9 protein-coding genes are annotated in these 18,048 nt (G+C 32.2%); 2 read left to right on the forward strand and 7 right to left on the reverse strand.

What is annotated here, in order from left to right; genetic code table 11:
- Window positions 1-63 precede the first annotated feature (63 nt).
- The 5 genes from ACWYN7_RS11685 to ACWYN7_RS11705 all read right to left on the reverse strand — a co-directional run bounded on the left by ACWYN7_RS11685 (window position 64) and on the right by ACWYN7_RS11705 (window position 9,210).
- Entirely contained in the window at window positions 64-1,938 is a 1,875-nt protein-coding gene (locus ACWYN7_RS11685) for a sulfatase family protein (protein ID WP_462860142.1), read from the reverse strand.
- 134 nt (window positions 1,939-2,072) lie between these two features.
- On the reverse strand, window positions 2,073-3,044 hold the full coding sequence (locus tag ACWYN7_RS11690) for a hypothetical protein (RefSeq protein ID WP_462860143.1): 972 nt from the start codon (window positions 3,042-3,044) through the stop codon (window positions 2,073-2,075).
- 17 nt (window positions 3,045-3,061) lie between these two features.
- Window positions 3,062-4,540 carry an arylsulfatase gene (locus ACWYN7_RS11695; protein ID WP_462860145.1) on the reverse strand — a complete coding sequence of 493 codons (1,479 nt, stop codon included), beginning with the start codon at window positions 4,538-4,540 and terminating at the stop codon, window positions 3,062-3,064.
- Between the two features lie 33 nt (window positions 4,541-4,573).
- Entirely contained in the window at window positions 4,574-6,100 is a 1,527-nt protein-coding gene (locus ACWYN7_RS11700) for a RagB/SusD family nutrient uptake outer membrane protein (RefSeq protein WP_462860146.1), read from the reverse strand.
- An 11-nt stretch (window positions 6,101-6,111) separates the two neighbouring features.
- The gene (locus ACWYN7_RS11705; RefSeq protein WP_462860147.1) at window positions 6,112-9,210 is read right to left on the reverse strand and encodes a SusC/RagA family TonB-linked outer membrane protein; all 3,099 of its coding nucleotides are present in this window, start codon (window positions 9,208-9,210) and stop codon (window positions 6,112-6,114) included.
- A gap of 342 nt (window positions 9,211-9,552) precedes the next feature.
- Between ACWYN7_RS11705 and ACWYN7_RS11710 the strand changes: the two genes are divergently transcribed.
- Together ACWYN7_RS11710 and ACWYN7_RS11715 are read left to right on the forward strand one after the other, a co-directional pair.
- Window positions 9,553-12,321 (forward strand): LamG-like jellyroll fold domain-containing protein, encoded by a 2,769-nt coding sequence (locus ACWYN7_RS11710; RefSeq protein WP_462860148.1) that lies wholly within the window; start codon window positions 9,553-9,555, stop codon window positions 12,319-12,321.
- 18 nt (window positions 12,322-12,339) lie between these two features.
- Window positions 12,340-12,519, forward strand: coding sequence for a hypothetical protein (locus ACWYN7_RS11715; RefSeq protein ID WP_462860149.1), 180 nt, complete (start codon window positions 12,340-12,342; stop codon window positions 12,517-12,519).
- Between the two features lie 335 nt (window positions 12,520-12,854).
- Here the strand turns inward: ACWYN7_RS11715 and ACWYN7_RS11720 are convergent, their stop codons facing one another.
- On the reverse strand, window positions 12,855-15,707 hold the full coding sequence (locus ACWYN7_RS11720) for a sugar-binding domain-containing protein (protein WP_462860150.1): 2,853 nt from the start codon (window positions 15,705-15,707) through the stop codon (window positions 12,855-12,857).
- A gap of 89 nt (window positions 15,708-15,796) precedes the next feature.
- Entirely contained in the window at window positions 15,797-17,977 is a 2,181-nt protein-coding gene (locus ACWYN7_RS11725) for an alpha-galactosidase (RefSeq protein WP_462860151.1), read from the reverse strand.
- Window positions 17,978-18,048 lie beyond the last annotated feature (71 nt).

Genomic DNA, 18,048 nt, shown 5'->3' on the forward strand with positions numbered 1-18,048 from the left:
GTAACATAACTACTGTTTTTATCTCATTGAATATTTTACTTAGTTTATCTAGTAAAATACACTTTAAATATCAGGGTTCCATAAGTCCTTGTAATTTAAATAGCCAGAATTGATAAGGGCAGACTTGATATAGAATTGATTGAGAAATTTAACTTTTCGAAGTTCTATAAGTTCTTTTTCTATAGGTTTTACAAAATCACCAAGGTTTTGTAATGTGGCATAAGAAATAAAATAATTGGCTTTTACTTGATCTAATACAAACTGTAAAGCAGCTTTATTTTGATTGGCTTTAATCATAGCTTCTGCACTCATAAGTCTAACTTCTATATTCTCTTCAGTATTATTAAAGTTTGCTATTAGTTCTTTTGGAAGTGTTTTTATTAATTTTCTTTCTAGCATTTGTAGCACTCCAACTGTCCCCCAATATCTAATAGCAGGTTCGTTGGAATTTAAATACTTTTTTATTTGATCAATATTTTTATTTGTTGCAGTACTAGAGATGGCTGCAGCATTTATTATTTCAGTAACAGGTTGTTTTGTTTCTTTTACATAGGTAAAAAATGGAACACTATCTTTTCTTCTTCTCATAGACCAAGGGTAAAGTCCTAAATCTTTTTTTTCTTTCATTAGGTTTAATAGCTTGCTCTTTAGTTCTTTAATTTTAGATTGATGCTCTTCGTTGTCAACTAAATTATTAATTTCGTAAGGATCATTTTGTGTATCAAAAAATTCTAAAGCAGATGATGGTTGCCAAAATTGTTTTTGAAGTGTTGTTACATTTCCTTTTATATTTGCGTTATCCCAGCCTTGATAAGATGGCATTTGCCATTGATAAGATTGTCTTGTTCCATTAGGATAAGCAGCATTAAAATTCCAAATAAGCTTATATCTTCCATCAGTTAATGCTCTTGATGGAATAAAACTTTGTTCTTGATTTGCTCTAAACAGAAAAATTTCACTTTTAGGCGCTGGTATGTTTTTCCCTAAAAAGGGTTTTCCCATCATAAAATCAGGTTTTTCTATGCCAGCTAAATTTAATAGGGTAGGAGCAAAATCAACAAAACCTACCAGATTACTATTTTTATTTGATGCTGTTTTTTGAGCTAAATGCTGATACTTTTTTGGAAAACGAACCATTAAAGGAACTCTTGTTCCTGTATCATAAAGGTAGGCTTTACCTCTTGGTAAACAACCTCCATGATCTGAGTAAAAAAAGACAATGGTGTTATCGGCTTCTCCAGATTTTTCAAGTTCTTCTAATTTCTTTTTTACCCAGTTGTCCATTTCTGCTACGGCATCATAATACCAGGCAATATCATCTCTAATTTCTGGTACATCTGGAAGATAGGGAGGAATGGAAACACTATTAAGATCTACATTTCTATTGGTTCTATTTTTTGTATTTCTTGTAGCTACGCGTTTTGTATGCGTGCCATCGTAATTAAAAACAGCAAAGAAAGGTTGGTCTTTATGATCTCTATTTTTGTAAGACGCTTTTTTATTAGAACTATGCCAAATATCTTTTGGATAATTTTTTGCGTTGTAATCTGTTTTACGATTATTGGTGCAATAATATCCATTCTCTTTTAAAATTTTTGGAAAATAAAAATTGTCAGGGACGCTTCTTTTTTCTCTATGAAAATCTGTTGCCAACATTGGTGCATAGATACTAGATATTAGAGTTGACCTTGCAGGAGAACATTGTGCACCATTAGAATAAGCATTTGTAAACACAATACTTTCTTTTGCAAACTGATCTAGTACAGGAGTGTTTACAGTTTTATCTCCATAAACGCTTAAAAGAGGACTCATATCTTCTACAACAAGCCATAATACATTTGGTTTTTCTTTGTTAACTTTACTTTTATTATCACAGGATAAAAATAATACTACAACTATTGTAAATAGCACTCTAAGAATAGCAATATGTTTTGTCATTTTTAAAATTTTAAAAAAGATACAAAAATTCCAATGAGAAAGGAATCTTTGTATCTTATGAATTTCTAATAAATTGATATGATTTATTTACACACTTTTTAAAAGTGGTTTTTTGGTACAATTTAAATCATTTGTTATTTATATATTTTGGTTCTCCATAACCTACCTGCTGCATTTAAAGATCCATCAGATAAAGAAATACCTCTCCAGCTATCATAAAGCACTAAACCATCTACCCCTGCTTGAATAGCAGCATCTATTCTAGTTAACTTATTTGGAAAAGCAGTGGCATTATTATTTACTTCTGAGTCCCATACAGGTAAATCTCCAGAAGCGTTTATAAAACCAGTCCATTTATCATGATCAAATCCAAGGTTGTGTGTAGTTGCTATTGTTATATATTGTTTGATATCTGTTTGTTCAAGAATATCTGTACCAGCTCCAATTCCCCAAGTACATGGGCCAATTAGCTCAGCTCCGTTCAAATTATTGTGTAGAGCCGCATAGATTTTATTTATTTGAGCAGCACTCCAAAATCGACCAGGTTTCCCATCTTCATTAAAAGGGGTAATCCAATCTACTTCATAATTCTGAGCAAATTCTTTAATTCTTGCAATTACTACATCTGTTGCTGCATTATTATTTAAAGGTGATGGGCCTGTTGCTTGTGGGTTATTATTGTCTAAAGGTGTATTATTTAATTCTTTGTTTGCTATTCTAACAGCTCCTTCCCAAAGAGCTGGGTTAGCCATTATTTTGAATCCTTTAGATTTTGCTCTGGTATAGAAATAATCGAAAAGTTCTTGATTAGGATTTTCTCCTTTTGGAAAGATTGTAATTCTAATACCATTTACTCCTAATTTTTCAAAACCAGTTAAAATGCTTTCAACTTCTGCTGTTGTAGTAACAAGTTCTTTTATCTGAGCCTGTTTAAAATCTCCAAGAACTATTTTTAAATTTCCAGCAAAATCACCTTGTTGATTATTTGTTTCATCAACATTATCAGCAGGAAACACAGGTGTAAGATCTTCTACACCACCACAACTTATAAATATAATAAGGATGATATAAAACCCTTTAAAGATAATTTTTTGTATGTTTTTCATAATTATTGTGTTATAATTTATTTACTGTTTAAGTAAGCGTTTTGGTTAAAAGTAAAAATAGAAGATGGTACTCGTGCATCTTTGATTATATTTTCAAACTCAGCAACTAATTCTGGATGTTTATCAGCAAGGTTGTTTTTTTCACCTGGATCTGTAGCAAGATTAAAGAGCTTTAATTTATTATTTTGCTTTTTAAACACATTGTATTTAACGGCTTTCCAATTGCCTTTTCGTACAGCTTGACGACCACCTTTTTCATGGAATTCCCAATACAGATACTCATGTTTTTTTTGTTGATTATACTTACCTATTAAGGTAGGTAAGAAAGAAATACCATCTAAGTTTTTTGGTGTATCTATACCCACTATATCTGTAAATGTAGGAAACACATCCCAAAAAGCAGAAATATGATCAGTTGTACTATTTGGAGCGATCATTCCAGGCCAAGAAACCATCATAGGAACTCTAATACCTCCTTCATATAAATCTCTTTTAAAACCTCTGAACTTTCCATTGCTATTAAAATATTTAGGATTAGCACCTCCCTCACGATGTGGTCCATTATCAGATGTAAAAACAATAATAGTATTATCTTGTAAACCTAAATCATTGATTTTTTTTACTATTTCTCCAACTTGATTATCTAAAATCTCTATCATTGCTACAAATGTTGCATTAGGTTCTTTTTGTGATTCATAGGGTCCATTTCTATAATTTGGGCCATCATCTGTGCCTACGTATGGTTTTTCTGGCTCGAATTTACCTCTGTATTTTTTTATTGTTTCTTCAGGAGCAATTAACTCTGCATGCGGTATTATAGATGCAACGTACGCAAAAAAAGGTTTTTCCTTATTTTGCTCAATAAAATCTAGTGTTTTATCATGAATAAGTTTAGGTGCGTAGGTTCCTTTATTTTTTCCTTTATTTTTAGTTAAAACTATAGAGTCGTTGTTAGACCAAAGATGTCTTGGGTAATAATTATGTCCTAATCTTTGACAATTATACCCAAAAAAGGTATCAAATCCTTGAGATGTTGGATCACCCTCTGAACCAGGATATCCTAAACCCCATTTACCAAATGCACCTGTTTGATAACCTGCTTTTTTTAATGCTTCTGCTATTGTGTAAGTATTATCAGGAATTGGGTATTGACCCTCAGGTTGTATTTCTTTATTTCCACGAACCACAGTATGTCCAGTATGCATTCCCGTCATTAATGTTGACCTAGAAGGTGCGCAAACAGTACTTCCTGAATAGTGTTGTGTAAAAATTAAACCACTTTTGGCAAGCTTATCAATATTAGGTGTTTTAAACTTTTTTTGTCCATAGATACTCAAGTCACCATAACCTAAATCATCTGCTAAAATGTAAATAATATTAGGTTTATGATTAATGTTATTCTGGTTGTAATTAACGGCTACTTTTTTTTCATTTTTTTTACAGGATAGGAAAAGAATTCCAAATACAAGAAAAATGACTATTTTAATTATTTTCATATAAATTGTTTATTAAAAGAAATAAACTAACGTTTATCTGTATCCGTTATTAGTTGGATCTGTAATTAATAAATTAGGGTTTAATAAAAGTTCTTGCTGAGGTATTGGTAGCAAAAGATGTTTTTCTTGAATATTTGCAGCAGGGTTATTAAAAGATCTGTGCTGCACATTTTTTACAACATCTAATAAAATTCCCCAACGAATTAAATCCATTTTTCGGTGTCCTTCTGCTGCCAATTCAAATTTACGTTCATCACGAATAGCTAATCTAAATTGCTCTTGACTCATTCCGAACCATGGTTTGTCTGGATTAAAAGCACGTTTTCTCACTTCGTTAACATAAACATATGCATTGGCTGGTCCATTTAACTCATTTTCAGCTTCAGCAGCCATTAAATAAACATCTGCCAATCTAAAAACGATATAGTTTTCATGATGATCAAACCTTGGAGATGTTTTTGTTACATTCCAAAACTTTCTAAAATATGGGAATTTTAATTGATACCCAATGTACTCTGTAACTATAGTTGCATCATATCTTAAATCATCAGCATCCCAATTTGCTCTATCAGCAAATTCTGGTAAAGGAATTGCAAATGCAAAACCTGTCATTTCTTCATCTAGAGCATCTAAATCGGCTAAAAATTGAGATCTTAAAGCAGGGTTAGCAGGTTCATCTCTGCTGCCTCTAGGTGTATAGTCGTCTGTTCTTTGTGTACCTGCATCTCCAAAAACACCTTCAGTAGTAAAATCAACAACAAAAATATGTTCATCTTTAATTTGATTTTCTTTGTCTGTCTGATCAAAGATATCTGCAAAATTATCTAGTAATCTGTGTGGCGAATTATTAATAATTTCGTTACAGGCATTTAATGCCAACTGCCATTCTTGATCGAATAAATAAAACTTTGCTTGCAGTGTTTTTGCAGCATATTTAGTAGCTCTACCTAATTCTGCAGCCCCATAAGAATCTGGTAGTAAATTAAAAGCTAATTCTAGATCTGTTTTCATATCTGTTGTAATGGTACTTTTTGGTGTTCTTGTTAAAACAGATAATTCTTGAATTGGAAGTAGTTCTCTAAAATATGGAACGTCTCCCCAAAGATTGGTAAGATGAAAGTATGCTAATGCTCTCATAAAATAGGCTTCACCTAAAACTTGATTTCTAATTGCTTCTGATAAATTTTCATTACTCTCAACTCTGGCTATGATATCGTTAGCGTTTCTAACGATTTCATACAATGCTCCCCAAGTTCCATTACCATCCGAAACACCTTCATCTATAAGATAATTATGAATATTTCCATTTACATTTCTACTTGGGCCTACCAAATCTGCACCATTAACGTAGTAATTGTCTAAACCTCTTGTTCTGTATAGACTTCCTCTTTGTAAAACTCTATAAAGGCCATTAGAAGCCAAAACAGCTTCTCTATCATTATTGTAAAAATTATTTGTTTGAAGCAGACCTCTTGGTTCTTCCTCTAAAAAGGAATCGCAACTGGCAAGTAATACTAGCCCAAGAATAAGAATGGCTGTTATTTTATTAATTTTTTTCATGTTTTGCTTTATTAAAATTCTATTTTTACTCCAGTTAAAATACTTCTAGCATATGGGTATTGCCCTGAAGCGAACCCTTGAGATACTGAATTAAACCCTGAACCTGATGAAAAATTATTGACTTCTGGATCTCCTAAACTAAATTTAGAGAATAAGGCTAAGTTGTTTCCAATAACATAAAGGTTAATATTTCTGACGACATCTTTTAATGGAGTGTTTATTATTGGTAAATCGTATGATAAACTTACGGTTCTTAACCTTAAAAAAGAGCCATCTTCTACATTTACAGTACTATTTGGATTAAAAACAGAAGTTGATGTTCCTGCTCTAGGTATGTTGGAAACCTCATCTATACCTTCTCGCCATCTATTTAATACTCTTGGATCTAAATTTTGATCACCTCTTCCGTAGTACGAAGTTTGTGTTAATACATTAAAAACTTCATTACCATAAGATCCTTGAAAGAAAATATCTAATGTTAAGCCCTTATACGTAAAAGTGTTTCTTAAGCCACCAAAAAAGTCTGCTTCTGGGCTACCTATTGTTAATGCATCTTGATTATTAATGGTTCCATCTCCATTTAAATCTCTAAATCGTGGGCTACCAAGAAAAGAACGTCCAATACGATTATCATCTATAATTTGTTGTGGGTCTTGATAGGTTCCTAAGTATTCTGCACCTATAAATACAGGAAAAGGTTGCCCAACAATTAATGCAGCTGAAGCATTACCTTGATTACCTGTGTTTTGCAGAAGGATAATATCTTCATCACCTAAATCTAGAACTTTACTTCTATTAGCAGATACACTTAAAGAGCTTGTCCATTTAAAGTTGTTATTTCTTACATTAACTGAGTTTAATAAAAGTTCTACTCCTTGATTTTGAACACTACCAATATTTCTTGTAAGTCTGCCAATACCAGCAGTATTCGGTATATCTGTATTTAAAAGTAGATCTTTAGTAACTTTTCTGTAATAACCGGCTTCAAAATTTATTCTATTTTGTAAAAAACCTATTTCTAAACCTAAATCTAATTGTTCTGTAGTTTCCCAAACTAATCCTCTTGATGCTGGAGAACCAAGAAGCACTGCAGAATATAAGTTTTCATTAAAATAATTAAAAGTAGGGTTGTATCTATCAAAAGAATTGAAAGGAGAAATACCTTGCTCGCCAACAATACCAAAACTACCTCTAACCTTAAATCTATTAATAAGTTCGAGGTCTTTCATAAAAGATTCTTCATCGATATTCCATGCTACACCAACTGATGGAAAAAAAGCATATTTACTTCCATCTTCAAATACAGAAGACCCATCATACCTACCAGCAAGTGTAAGTACATATTTTTGATCATAAGAGTATGTTAAACGAGCTAAATAAGATAGTAATGTTCTTTGGCTAAATCCAGAATCTACCTGATATGTTTCTGGATCTGAACCTATACCTAAGCCATTAAATTCTATAACATCAAAAGGGAAACCGCCTGCCAATGTAGCAACTGATTCATTATTAATTTTTTGCCAAGTAAAACCACCTAAGACATTTAAAGAATGTTTGTCAAATGTTTTTTTATAGGTAATTGTATTTTCTTGCAGTAAGTTTTTAGACTGATTTGTTTGAACTCTTGCTTCTCCACCAAGATTGGTATCTAAACGTTCTGGTAACAATCCAGGTAAGTATCTGTTGTTTTTAAAATAGTTGAGTGTAGCACCAAAACTAGATTTCCATTTTAAGTCTTTTATAATTTCATATTCAAAATAGCTATTAGCTATAATGTTAGTAACCAGATCATGATCTACTCTTAACTCAAGGTCAGCAATAGGGTTTCTTTGCAAAGAACCACTTATTGGGTTTTCTGCTGTAAAATTACCATTATCGTCATAAACACTTCTTATAGGTAAAACACTGCTTACAATATTTCCGTAATTTATCTTATTATTTTCTCTTTTTTGCCTTGTAACATTTAATCGAAAACCAGCTTTTAATTTGCTTGTTATATTAATGTCCATATTATTTCTAAAGATAAACCTGTCTATACCAGAATTTCTTAAAAGGCCTTCTTGACTAAAATAATTGATTGAGCTATAGTAGTTAATGTTTTCTGAATTACCACGTATAGAAATGTCAAAATTGTTTTTAAGAGCTTGCTGAGTAACTAAATCTAACCAATCTGTTGTTTGAATTTGACTCGGATCGTATTGTTGAGGCAATGAAGTATCTGTTCGTCCAACAGCAATAGGCAAGCCACCAAAATTAATAGGTGTACCAGGTGTAAATTGGCCTGCTTCGTTAACATAATTTACATAATCATTTCCATCTAAAATATCAATTTCATTGGTAACTTGATCAATACTTGTATACATATTAATAGAAATAGAAGGTTTACCAGATTCAAGGCCTTTACCACTTTTTGTGGTCACTAAAATTACACCAGCTGCTCCACGTGTACCGTAAATTGATAAGGCAGTTGCATCTTTTAAAACCTCTATAGACTCTATGTCATTTACATTAATATTGTTTAAGTTAAATCCAGTACCAACAATAAAACCATCAATTACAAATAAGGGATTATTGTTACCGTTTATAGAGCTGTTTCCTCTAATTCTAATAGTTGCTCCAGCCCCTGGTGCACCACTGTTAGAAACAACTTCTACCCCAGCAGCTCTACCTTGTAATGCTTGATCTACTCTTGAAACAGGTTGGTTTTCTAATGCATCTCCTTTAATAGAAGAAACTGATGACACCAACTCTTTTTTATTACTAGTACCATAACCTATTACTACAATTTCTTCTAATTGTTCTGTACTTTCTTCTAAAATAACATTAATTAAAGTTTGATTACCAACTTTTACCTCCTTAGTTGCAAAACCCAAAAAAGCAAATTGTATAATATCGTTTGGAGAGGCTTTGATAGAAAATTTACCATCAAAATCTGTAGATTCTCCTTTTGCTGATCCTTTAATAATTACACTTACCCCAGGAAGAGGTATTTTGTCTTTATCTGTTACCACTCCTGTTATTGTACTTTGACTAAAAACAACTCCAGAGAGAAATACAAAAAGTATTAAAATATAATACCTGAATTTCATATTGTTTATTTTTTTTGACATTGTTTATTTTTTTTCTGCCGTAAAATTAAAGATTATCAAGGTTATAGGTATCTTAATTATTACGTACAAATGTTGCACTTCATGAAATTTATGGGGCTTTTACAGAGTTTAGAGCATTAAAGAACTAAATAAAAATGAGGTTTTTTTGACTAAAATGAAATATAAATTTTAAGGAAAATAATAATTTGAATCTTAATTTTCCGCATTTTATTTATCAATATAGTAAAGTTTAGGGTTAAAATTGAATCATTTACACCCCATATAAGAATCTATTGTCCCTGTTGATATACTTAATATAATATAGTTTTACCAAAACATTTTTTAACTATAATCAACTTTGACATGAAGAAAAATCTTTACTCATTATTTTTATTGGTTGCTATAAGTAGTTTTACTTATGGTCAAAAACCAATAGCATCTTATTCATTTAATAGCAATTTAAATGATTTAAGTGGCAATAACAATTTAACTTTAACCAGTTATCCACCAACTTTTGTGGCAGATGAAGCAGCTAATCCATCAAGTGCGCTAGACGTTGTTACTCAATACAATTTTTTATCAACTCCTAGTATTCCTGCTATAGAAGGTAAAAATTCTAGAACAATTGCTGCCCGTGTAAAATTTTCCAATGAAACTGGTTGGTATGCGGTTGTAGGTTATGGGCAAAGCACTGCTGGAAAAAGATTTAGTTTTGGTATTCAAAACCGAAAACTAAGAGCAGAATTTGGTGGAGCTAGTACCCAATATGCAACAAATTTAGATACAGATACATGGTATCATATTGCTGTAACTTACGATGGCACAAATATCGAACTTTTTCTTGACGGAGTAAGTGTACTATCTGAAGTTGAGGACTCAGTTGACACAGGTTCTAACTCAATAATTATTGGTAACGATCAAACCAATACTCCCAGAAATAGAGGTTTTATTGGAACCATAGATGATGTGCGTATTTACAGTGGTGAATTAACCGAAGCTCAAATTAATGATTTAGACGATAATAATGTTTGTACTGGATGTGCAGCAACGTTAGAGGCACAATACGATTTTTCAAACAATGCCAATGACAGTTCTGGAAATGGAAGAAATTTAACCATAGCACCAGCATTTTCTTATGGGAATGATAAAAATGACAATGGTAACAATGCTCTTTCAAATGTACTATCAACAAATTTTCTTGCTACCTCAAGTAACTTTACAGCTATAGAGGGTAATGCAAGCAGAACTATTATGGCTAACATTAGGTTTAATAACACGAATTCTTGGAAAACCATTGCTTCTTTAGGAGTTGATGAAACTTTAGAACGATTTTCTTTTTTGGTAAATGGTAATAATAATAGATTAAGAGCAGAGTTTAATGGTGGTAGTGTTCAAACAGATGTTGCTTTAACAGCTAATACGTGGTATCATGTTGCTGTTACTTATGATGGTACAAACGTTAAACTTTTTATTGATGGAGTAGAAGAAAAGTCTGGTACTGTTACTTTAAATACAGGTAGCAATCCGTTAATGATAGGTAATGATTACAGTTCACCTACTAATCGCGGATTTGACGGCTCAATTGATAATTTAAGAATTTATGATACAGCACTTACAGCGGGCGAAGTTTCAGCGATGTCTAATAATGATCTTGTTTCTTGGGTAGGTACTACTAATGATTGGGCAACAGCTTCCAATTGGGATTCTAACATTGTGCCTTTAACAACAGACGATGTAGTAATTCCTTCTGATGCATCAAATTATCCAACAGCAGCAACTACTGTTACTGTTGATAATATTACAATTAAATCTGGGGCATCATTTATTGCAAATGCAGGTTATACAGGAGACGCTACGTATCAACGTAATTTTGAGAACGGAGAACAATGGTACTTAATGTCATCACCAATAAACGGAGAAACGTACGATGATACATGGAACACAACAAATGGAATTGATACAGGTGATAATGCAAATAATACTGGGGTAAGTTGGTATTTAAATACAACAGCTGATATAAATACAGATCACTGGCGTTATTTTCAATCAGGTGATGCAGCAAGTGCATTTAACGTTGCTCAAGGTTATGCTATAAGAAGAGCAAACACAGGTGGAGATATTTCTTTTTCTGGAAACGACCTGTATACTTCTACTCAAACATTCGCATTAACACAAAACACAAATAACTATAATTTAGTAGGGAATCCTTTTACAGCATCATTCAATTTAGGAGACTTTTTTACCGATAATGGCGCTGGTGTTATTTCTGGTGCTCAAGTGTGGTTTTGGAATGGTTCAAGTTACGAAGTAAGAACAGCTGGTTCACATGGCTCTTATGAAATTGCACCTGGTCAAGGCTTTTTTGTAGAGGCCGCTAATGAAACCAATCTTACTTTTGACTATGCACATGTAAACCATACAAGCTCTACTTTTCAAAAAGCGCAACAAAGACCGGAAATAGCTTTAAAACTAACCGAAGGCTCTAATACTAGAAAAGCATATGTTTATTACATAGATGGTTCAACAACAAGCTATGATACTGGTTATGATGGTAATTTATTTGAAGGTGTATCTGATAGCCTAGCTATTTATACTGATTTAATTGAAAATGATGGTAAGAAATACCAAATCCAGGCACTACCAAATTCTGATTACGAAAAAAATATAATTGCAATTGGAATAATTGCTGAAGCTGGTAAAGAACTTACTTTTAGTGCAGAAGCTTTAAACTTACCCGAAGGTTTAAAAGTTTATTTGGAAGATAGAACCCTAAATACTTTAGCAAGATTAGATGAAAATAATACCGATTATAAAGTAACTCTAACAAAAACATTAAATGGTACAGGACGTTTTTATTTACATACAAAAAGTTCTGCATTAAGTTCTGATGAAATTTCTTTAGGAGGAGTAAGTGTTTACCCTATTAACAAAGATAAGCTAAGGGTAACAGGGATAAATAGCGCTAATGCATCAATTAAAATATTTAATATTTTAGGGAAACAAGTATTAAATACTTCATTTAGTTCCACAGGGGCAACAGATGTTAGTTTACCAAACTTAACCTTTGGAGTTTACATTGTACAATTAAGCACAGAAAAAGGATCAACAAGTAAGAAAATAGTATTAGAATAATTAATAGTAAAACATATTATGAAAAACAATAAAAAAACTCAGGATGAAAATCAAAATATTACACGTAAAGAGGCTATTTACAAAATTGGAAATTACGGAAAATATGCAGCTTTAACGGCATTAGGAACATATATGATATTGTGTCCACAAAAAGCACAGGCTAGTTCGGCTCCTTCTGACCCTGGAGTTGGATTTTAACAAACTGGAATTAAAGTACTAAACAAAAAAGTGTGTTTATAAATAATCACTAAATTTATAAACACACTTCTTTCAATCCGATGGTAATCAAGAAAAGATAAACACAGCTGATGTTTTGAAAACTTGATTATTTTTTTTTACGGATTTACAGACACCTTAAAATTGTGTTTCCTATACACTTTTCCATAAAGTTTATAGCTTCAAGATACCCAAGCAACAATATTGTTTCTTGTTAAAATTATCACTATGACTAATACCTCATTTAACATCGAACATTATTACAAATTTTAGTTAATAAATCAAACTTAAGTTTTATTCCAAATCAATTTATCTTTCTAGTTTAACAAATCATAACCATTTGTATTACCTTTATCATTTGTATTACGACTGTTAGCATTAGTACCAAAATTTCCGTAAATAGTTGATAAAAGTGCTTTTGAAGTTATTAGAGCTTTTGGATGAAACGCTTCAGAATTCATATACCTCAAAATAGAAAGTCGTAATTGTTGGGCCACAAAATCATCGGTGTCGCTAAGATCAGTTGAACATACTAATATATTTCCTTTACCAACCTTAAATTCAAATAGCAACCCCAGTTTTGAACAACGTTCAAAATTATCAATAGGTTGTACGATTGGTCTATATGCTTCATCAAGAGCATCAAGTATTATAGGACGTGATTTTTTCATAATAGACCACCATTGCCAATCAGAATGAAAGGATGTTGGAAAATTATTAAATACAGGATGCTTATCATCAATCAATAATCCGAGTGTTCCTGGAGAAACAGGCTTCTTGTTGCGTTCAGAAATACCTTTAAACATGGGGTAACACCAATAATCGCTTGTAAATAAACCCCCAACAGAATTAGCCTTAATGCTTGAAGTTTCTGGTAACAGTAGAACTTTAGCCCCTTTTTCAAGTTGTGCGATAGTTACATCATCTAAAAAAGATTTTATTTTTATATATTCAATAGATTCTTCGCTATCAATTTTAGGATACACCCAAATATTATATTGATTGGTTATAGTGTTATTAGAAGTCGATAATTTAAATGTTAATTGCTGTGTGTCTTTTATATTTGAAAGAGGGATATTGATATCTCCCAGATTAGTTATTTTCCCTTGTTTAAAAGTAGCAATATCCATTTTCCCTTCTTTTTTTTTAGAACCGTTTTTTGCTACTAAAGACCATTGTATAATTTGATTTTTCATAGCAGCAGCACCATAATTAATAGCGATAATGTTGGCCGTAAATGTTTCGTTATTTTGCCAAACCAAACGCGGCATTTTAGCTTGTATGGTTTGTGAAGCACAAGATTGTCGCCATTCTTTAGGAGTAATAATACCTTTTGAGTCCATAAAGGCATCAAGCATCCCTACTAGTGCAGTACCTTGCCCAGGGAAATCTTGTAAATCTAAAATTTGAAATCCTCCAAAACCAGGGGTTCTCATGGATATCTCATTATCTTCCTTATAGCATATCGCTGCGTGCTTCCCCGAGGCTAAAAAAAGTTCTTTCCAATACGAAAACATTTTTTTATCGATCATACGTCGTTTAAAAACTTCAAAATTTCGTGCTTCTAAAATGCCAGAGTACTTATCGATTTCATCAAAATTTGGAAGCACTTGGTATTGCCCAGTTTCATGTCCAATAGCTGGCACGTTAACTAGTTTTAAAGCACTTTCAAAACTACGCTCTGTATTAGGAAACTGTCCATTGATGATACCTCCTGTAGAATCATTTGCAAAAGAAAAGGATGCTCTAATATCAAATTTATAAGAATTATCTTTTCTTTTCTTAGTTCGGGCAGAAATAAAGAAATCTTCAGTAGGTTGTTTTTTGGGATTCCAAAAATAATTATTGGAACCTTGCGCAAAAAGACTTCTCCCATCATAGGTCTTTAAATGTTTTATCATTTTTGCCATCATACCACGACTGCCACCCAACTCGTTACCTAGAGCAAACATTACAAAACTTGGGTGGTTCGCATAAGAGTCAAAAATAACTTCACCTTCCTTTTTTTGAAAATTAAAATGTACAGTATCTTTTTCTTTAAAAGCGCGCCATTGAGGTAATTCAGGTTGCATGTAAATACCAACAATATCAGCAGCTTCAAAAGCAGCTTTTGGAGGTGTCCAACTATGAAAACGATAGTGATTTAAACCATAATCTTTACAAATTTTCATTTGGCGTATCCATTCATCTTTTGTAGTTGGTGGGTATCCTGTTAAAGGAAAAACACAGGCATCATGTTTACCACGAAGTATGGTAACTTTATCATTAACTACAAATTGTGTTCCGTTAGTTTTAAACTTTACCATACCAAAAGAAGCTTCGTAATTGTCCTTATAATTTTTTGACGCTCCTTTTGCATTAAGTTTAGCTGTGAAATTATATAGATTAGGATTGAATTCGTCCCAAGTATTAAAATCATCTCCCATTTTATATTTACCTGTAACAAGAATTTCACTTTCATTTGAAGAAAAATCAAAGGCTTGTTTTTTAACATTATGAGTGTTTCCATTAAAACCTATGGCTTCACAAACTATGCTTCCTTTTATATATTCTTTATTAGGGTTAACCAATTTAAAAACGACTTTTGCTTCCTTATTTTCTATGTTTGGAAATAATTTTAAAGACTTAATAAACACCTCGTCTTTAGCAGATAGTTCCATTTTCCCAATGATGCCATTCCAGTTGGTTTGTGTATGTTTTGCTAAAGCATGAGAACCTCCTGTTGGAAAAAGCTCAGGTGAGTTATCCACAGAAATAGTTAAATTGTGTTGCCCTGGTGTTAATACTTTAGAAAGGTCATAAATATGAGGAGCAGATAAATGTTTTTGAAGGTCAAAATGTATGCTATCTACCCAAACTTCAGTAGCTTTTGTGCGTTCTAGAAATAGATGAATAGTTTTATTATTCCAGTTAGGGGGAATGTTAATGGCGCGTTGATACCAAGCTTTTCCAATATACATATACCTTCTAGTAAGATGATTTACTTCAATAGCGTCATTTAAATTCCCTTTTTTGTTTTCGTCTGTAGTTCCTGGAAGTGTAACATACTCTTTAAATGATGTATTGAACCATTTTTCTTGAACCCCAACATTATTGGAATCTATTTTAATCGCCCATTTGCCTGAGAGGTCAATAGTTTTAGGAGTTGAATCATGGGATGAACAGGCCAAAAACAAGCAACTTGCTAAAAAAATATAGAGATAAAAATTAGTCTTTATTGTCATGATAAGCTTCTAAATATTAATTAGGCACTTTGCTATTATTTTACGCGTTCAAGCTTCAACACCACACTTTCGTAAGGTTTTTTCATATCCATTAATAAACCTCTGTTCATTAATAATGCTCCAGAGATTTCCTTACCAACTTCTTTTACTTTACTGCGTTTCGCTTTTCGGTTTAATTCTGTTACTTTATAAACAGCATTATCTAATAATCCTTGAAATCTAATTAAAGCACGCTCATCTCTTCTGTGAAATTCGTGACTATAAGCCATAACAATCGCTTTGTCTTTTTCTGGAGTAACATAACTAATTGCAGCATAACCATCAGAATCGTAAGGAGAGTATAGGCGATACAAATCACCAAATTGAATAATTTCTCTATTTGCTTTATATGTTTTTAGCACTTGTTTTACATAATCAACATCTTTATCACTTAAAATATCAGGACTTAATTCTAACCCAAGTCGTCCAGCAAAAGCCATATCGCATCTAAATTTAAGAGGCGTAGTTCTACTGGTTTGATGATTGGGTGATTTGGTAATGTGAGCACCTGTTGCAATGGCTGGATAAATGTGATTTGATCCCCATTGAATAAACAAACGCTCTAAAGGGTCAGTATCATCACTAGCCCAATATTCGTGAGTATATTTTAGCGCACCATAATCCACTCTTCCTCCACCAGAAGCACAAGCTTGAAAAATAACATCTGGGTATTTTGTATTCAATCTAGCTAATACACTTTCTAATCCTTTGGTGTAATCAATCCATAAGTGCGATTGTTTGTCTTTATCTAAATAGGTGGAACCAAAATTTTGAATATGTCTATTCGCATCCCATTTAACATAAGCTATTCTTGGGTTGTCAGTTAAAACATCATCTACAACTCCAAAAACAAAATCTTGAACTTTTGGATTTGATAAATCTAAAAGTAACTGACTACGTTCCAATAATTGTGTTCTATTATTTTTTCTTTGGATAATCCATTCTGGATGATTTTCTGCCAATTCACTCTTAGGATTTACCATTTCTGGCTCAACCCAAATACCAAATTTTAGTCCTTTACTTTCTGCATGATCTATTAAATCACTTATGCCTTTTGGTAACTTTTTTTTGTTTACTTGCCAATCTCCTAAACCTGCTTTGTCGCTATTTCTTGGGTATTTATTACCAAACCATCCATCATCTAAAACAAACATTTCTACACCCATTTGTGCAGCACCATCCATCATAGATTTTAGCTTTGCAGCGTTAAATTTAAAATAAGCACCTTCCCAACTATTCAATACAATAGGGCGCACCTCATCACCATCTTGTAAATTATACTTACGTGCCCATCTATGAAGATTTATAGAACCTTGATTTTTTCCAGTGCTGCTGTAGGTGTAAATCATTCGTGGTGTTGTAAATTTTTCTTTTGGCAACAATTTATAATCTGAAGCAAACGGATTAATACCTGCCGTTAATTGGCAGTATTCTTTATCTTCTATTTGAAACGAAAACCTAAAATTACCAGACCACGCTAAAGCACCCATTATTACTTCTCCATTAAAATCTGATGCTTTTTGATTTAATGCCAATACAAAAGAGGGGTTTTCATATTCCGTAGAACGTACACCACGTTTAGTTTCAATAAGCTTTATACCATTGGTTAATTTTTCTTCTGCTAATTGCATTTCTTGCGCCCAACTACCATAAAAATGAGTCAGGTAATAGCTTTCCGCTTTAAAACTAAGTGCTGCAGAAGCAAACTGTTCTAATCTTACTGGTTTTTTTTCTTTATGATGAATAGTTACCCATTGTTCAATAACATTTTCATTGTGATATGCTTTAAAATGTAATTCAACAAAAAATGGTTTCTTTTTATCTTTTAATTTTATTGTAGTAGTTTGAATATTATTTTCACTGTTTTGATTGTGAGAATCGTATATCAAGTCAGTAGCCATAGTACCATCATCATGATTGACAATTAGCGCTATTTCGTTTGAACTTCCATTACCAAACGATGGGTAAATCTCGTCGAATTTTGTTGATAAATCATCAATACCAGTTGTGGCACTCAGGAATTTCCCAAAATGAACTTGTTTTAATTTCTGATCATAAACACCATAAACTAATGACGTTTTTTCAGTTTTAATATGAATAACTTGTGCACTTATTTTATAGATTGTACTACTAAAAAGTAATGCTATAATTAAGATTCTAATTTTACTTTGTAACATAAATCAGTATTTATTTTTTGTATTATTTTTTAAATTGATACGTCTTTTCCCTTGAAATTATTTTCTTTAGA

This window comes from Polaribacter sp. M10 (assembly GCF_054968445.1).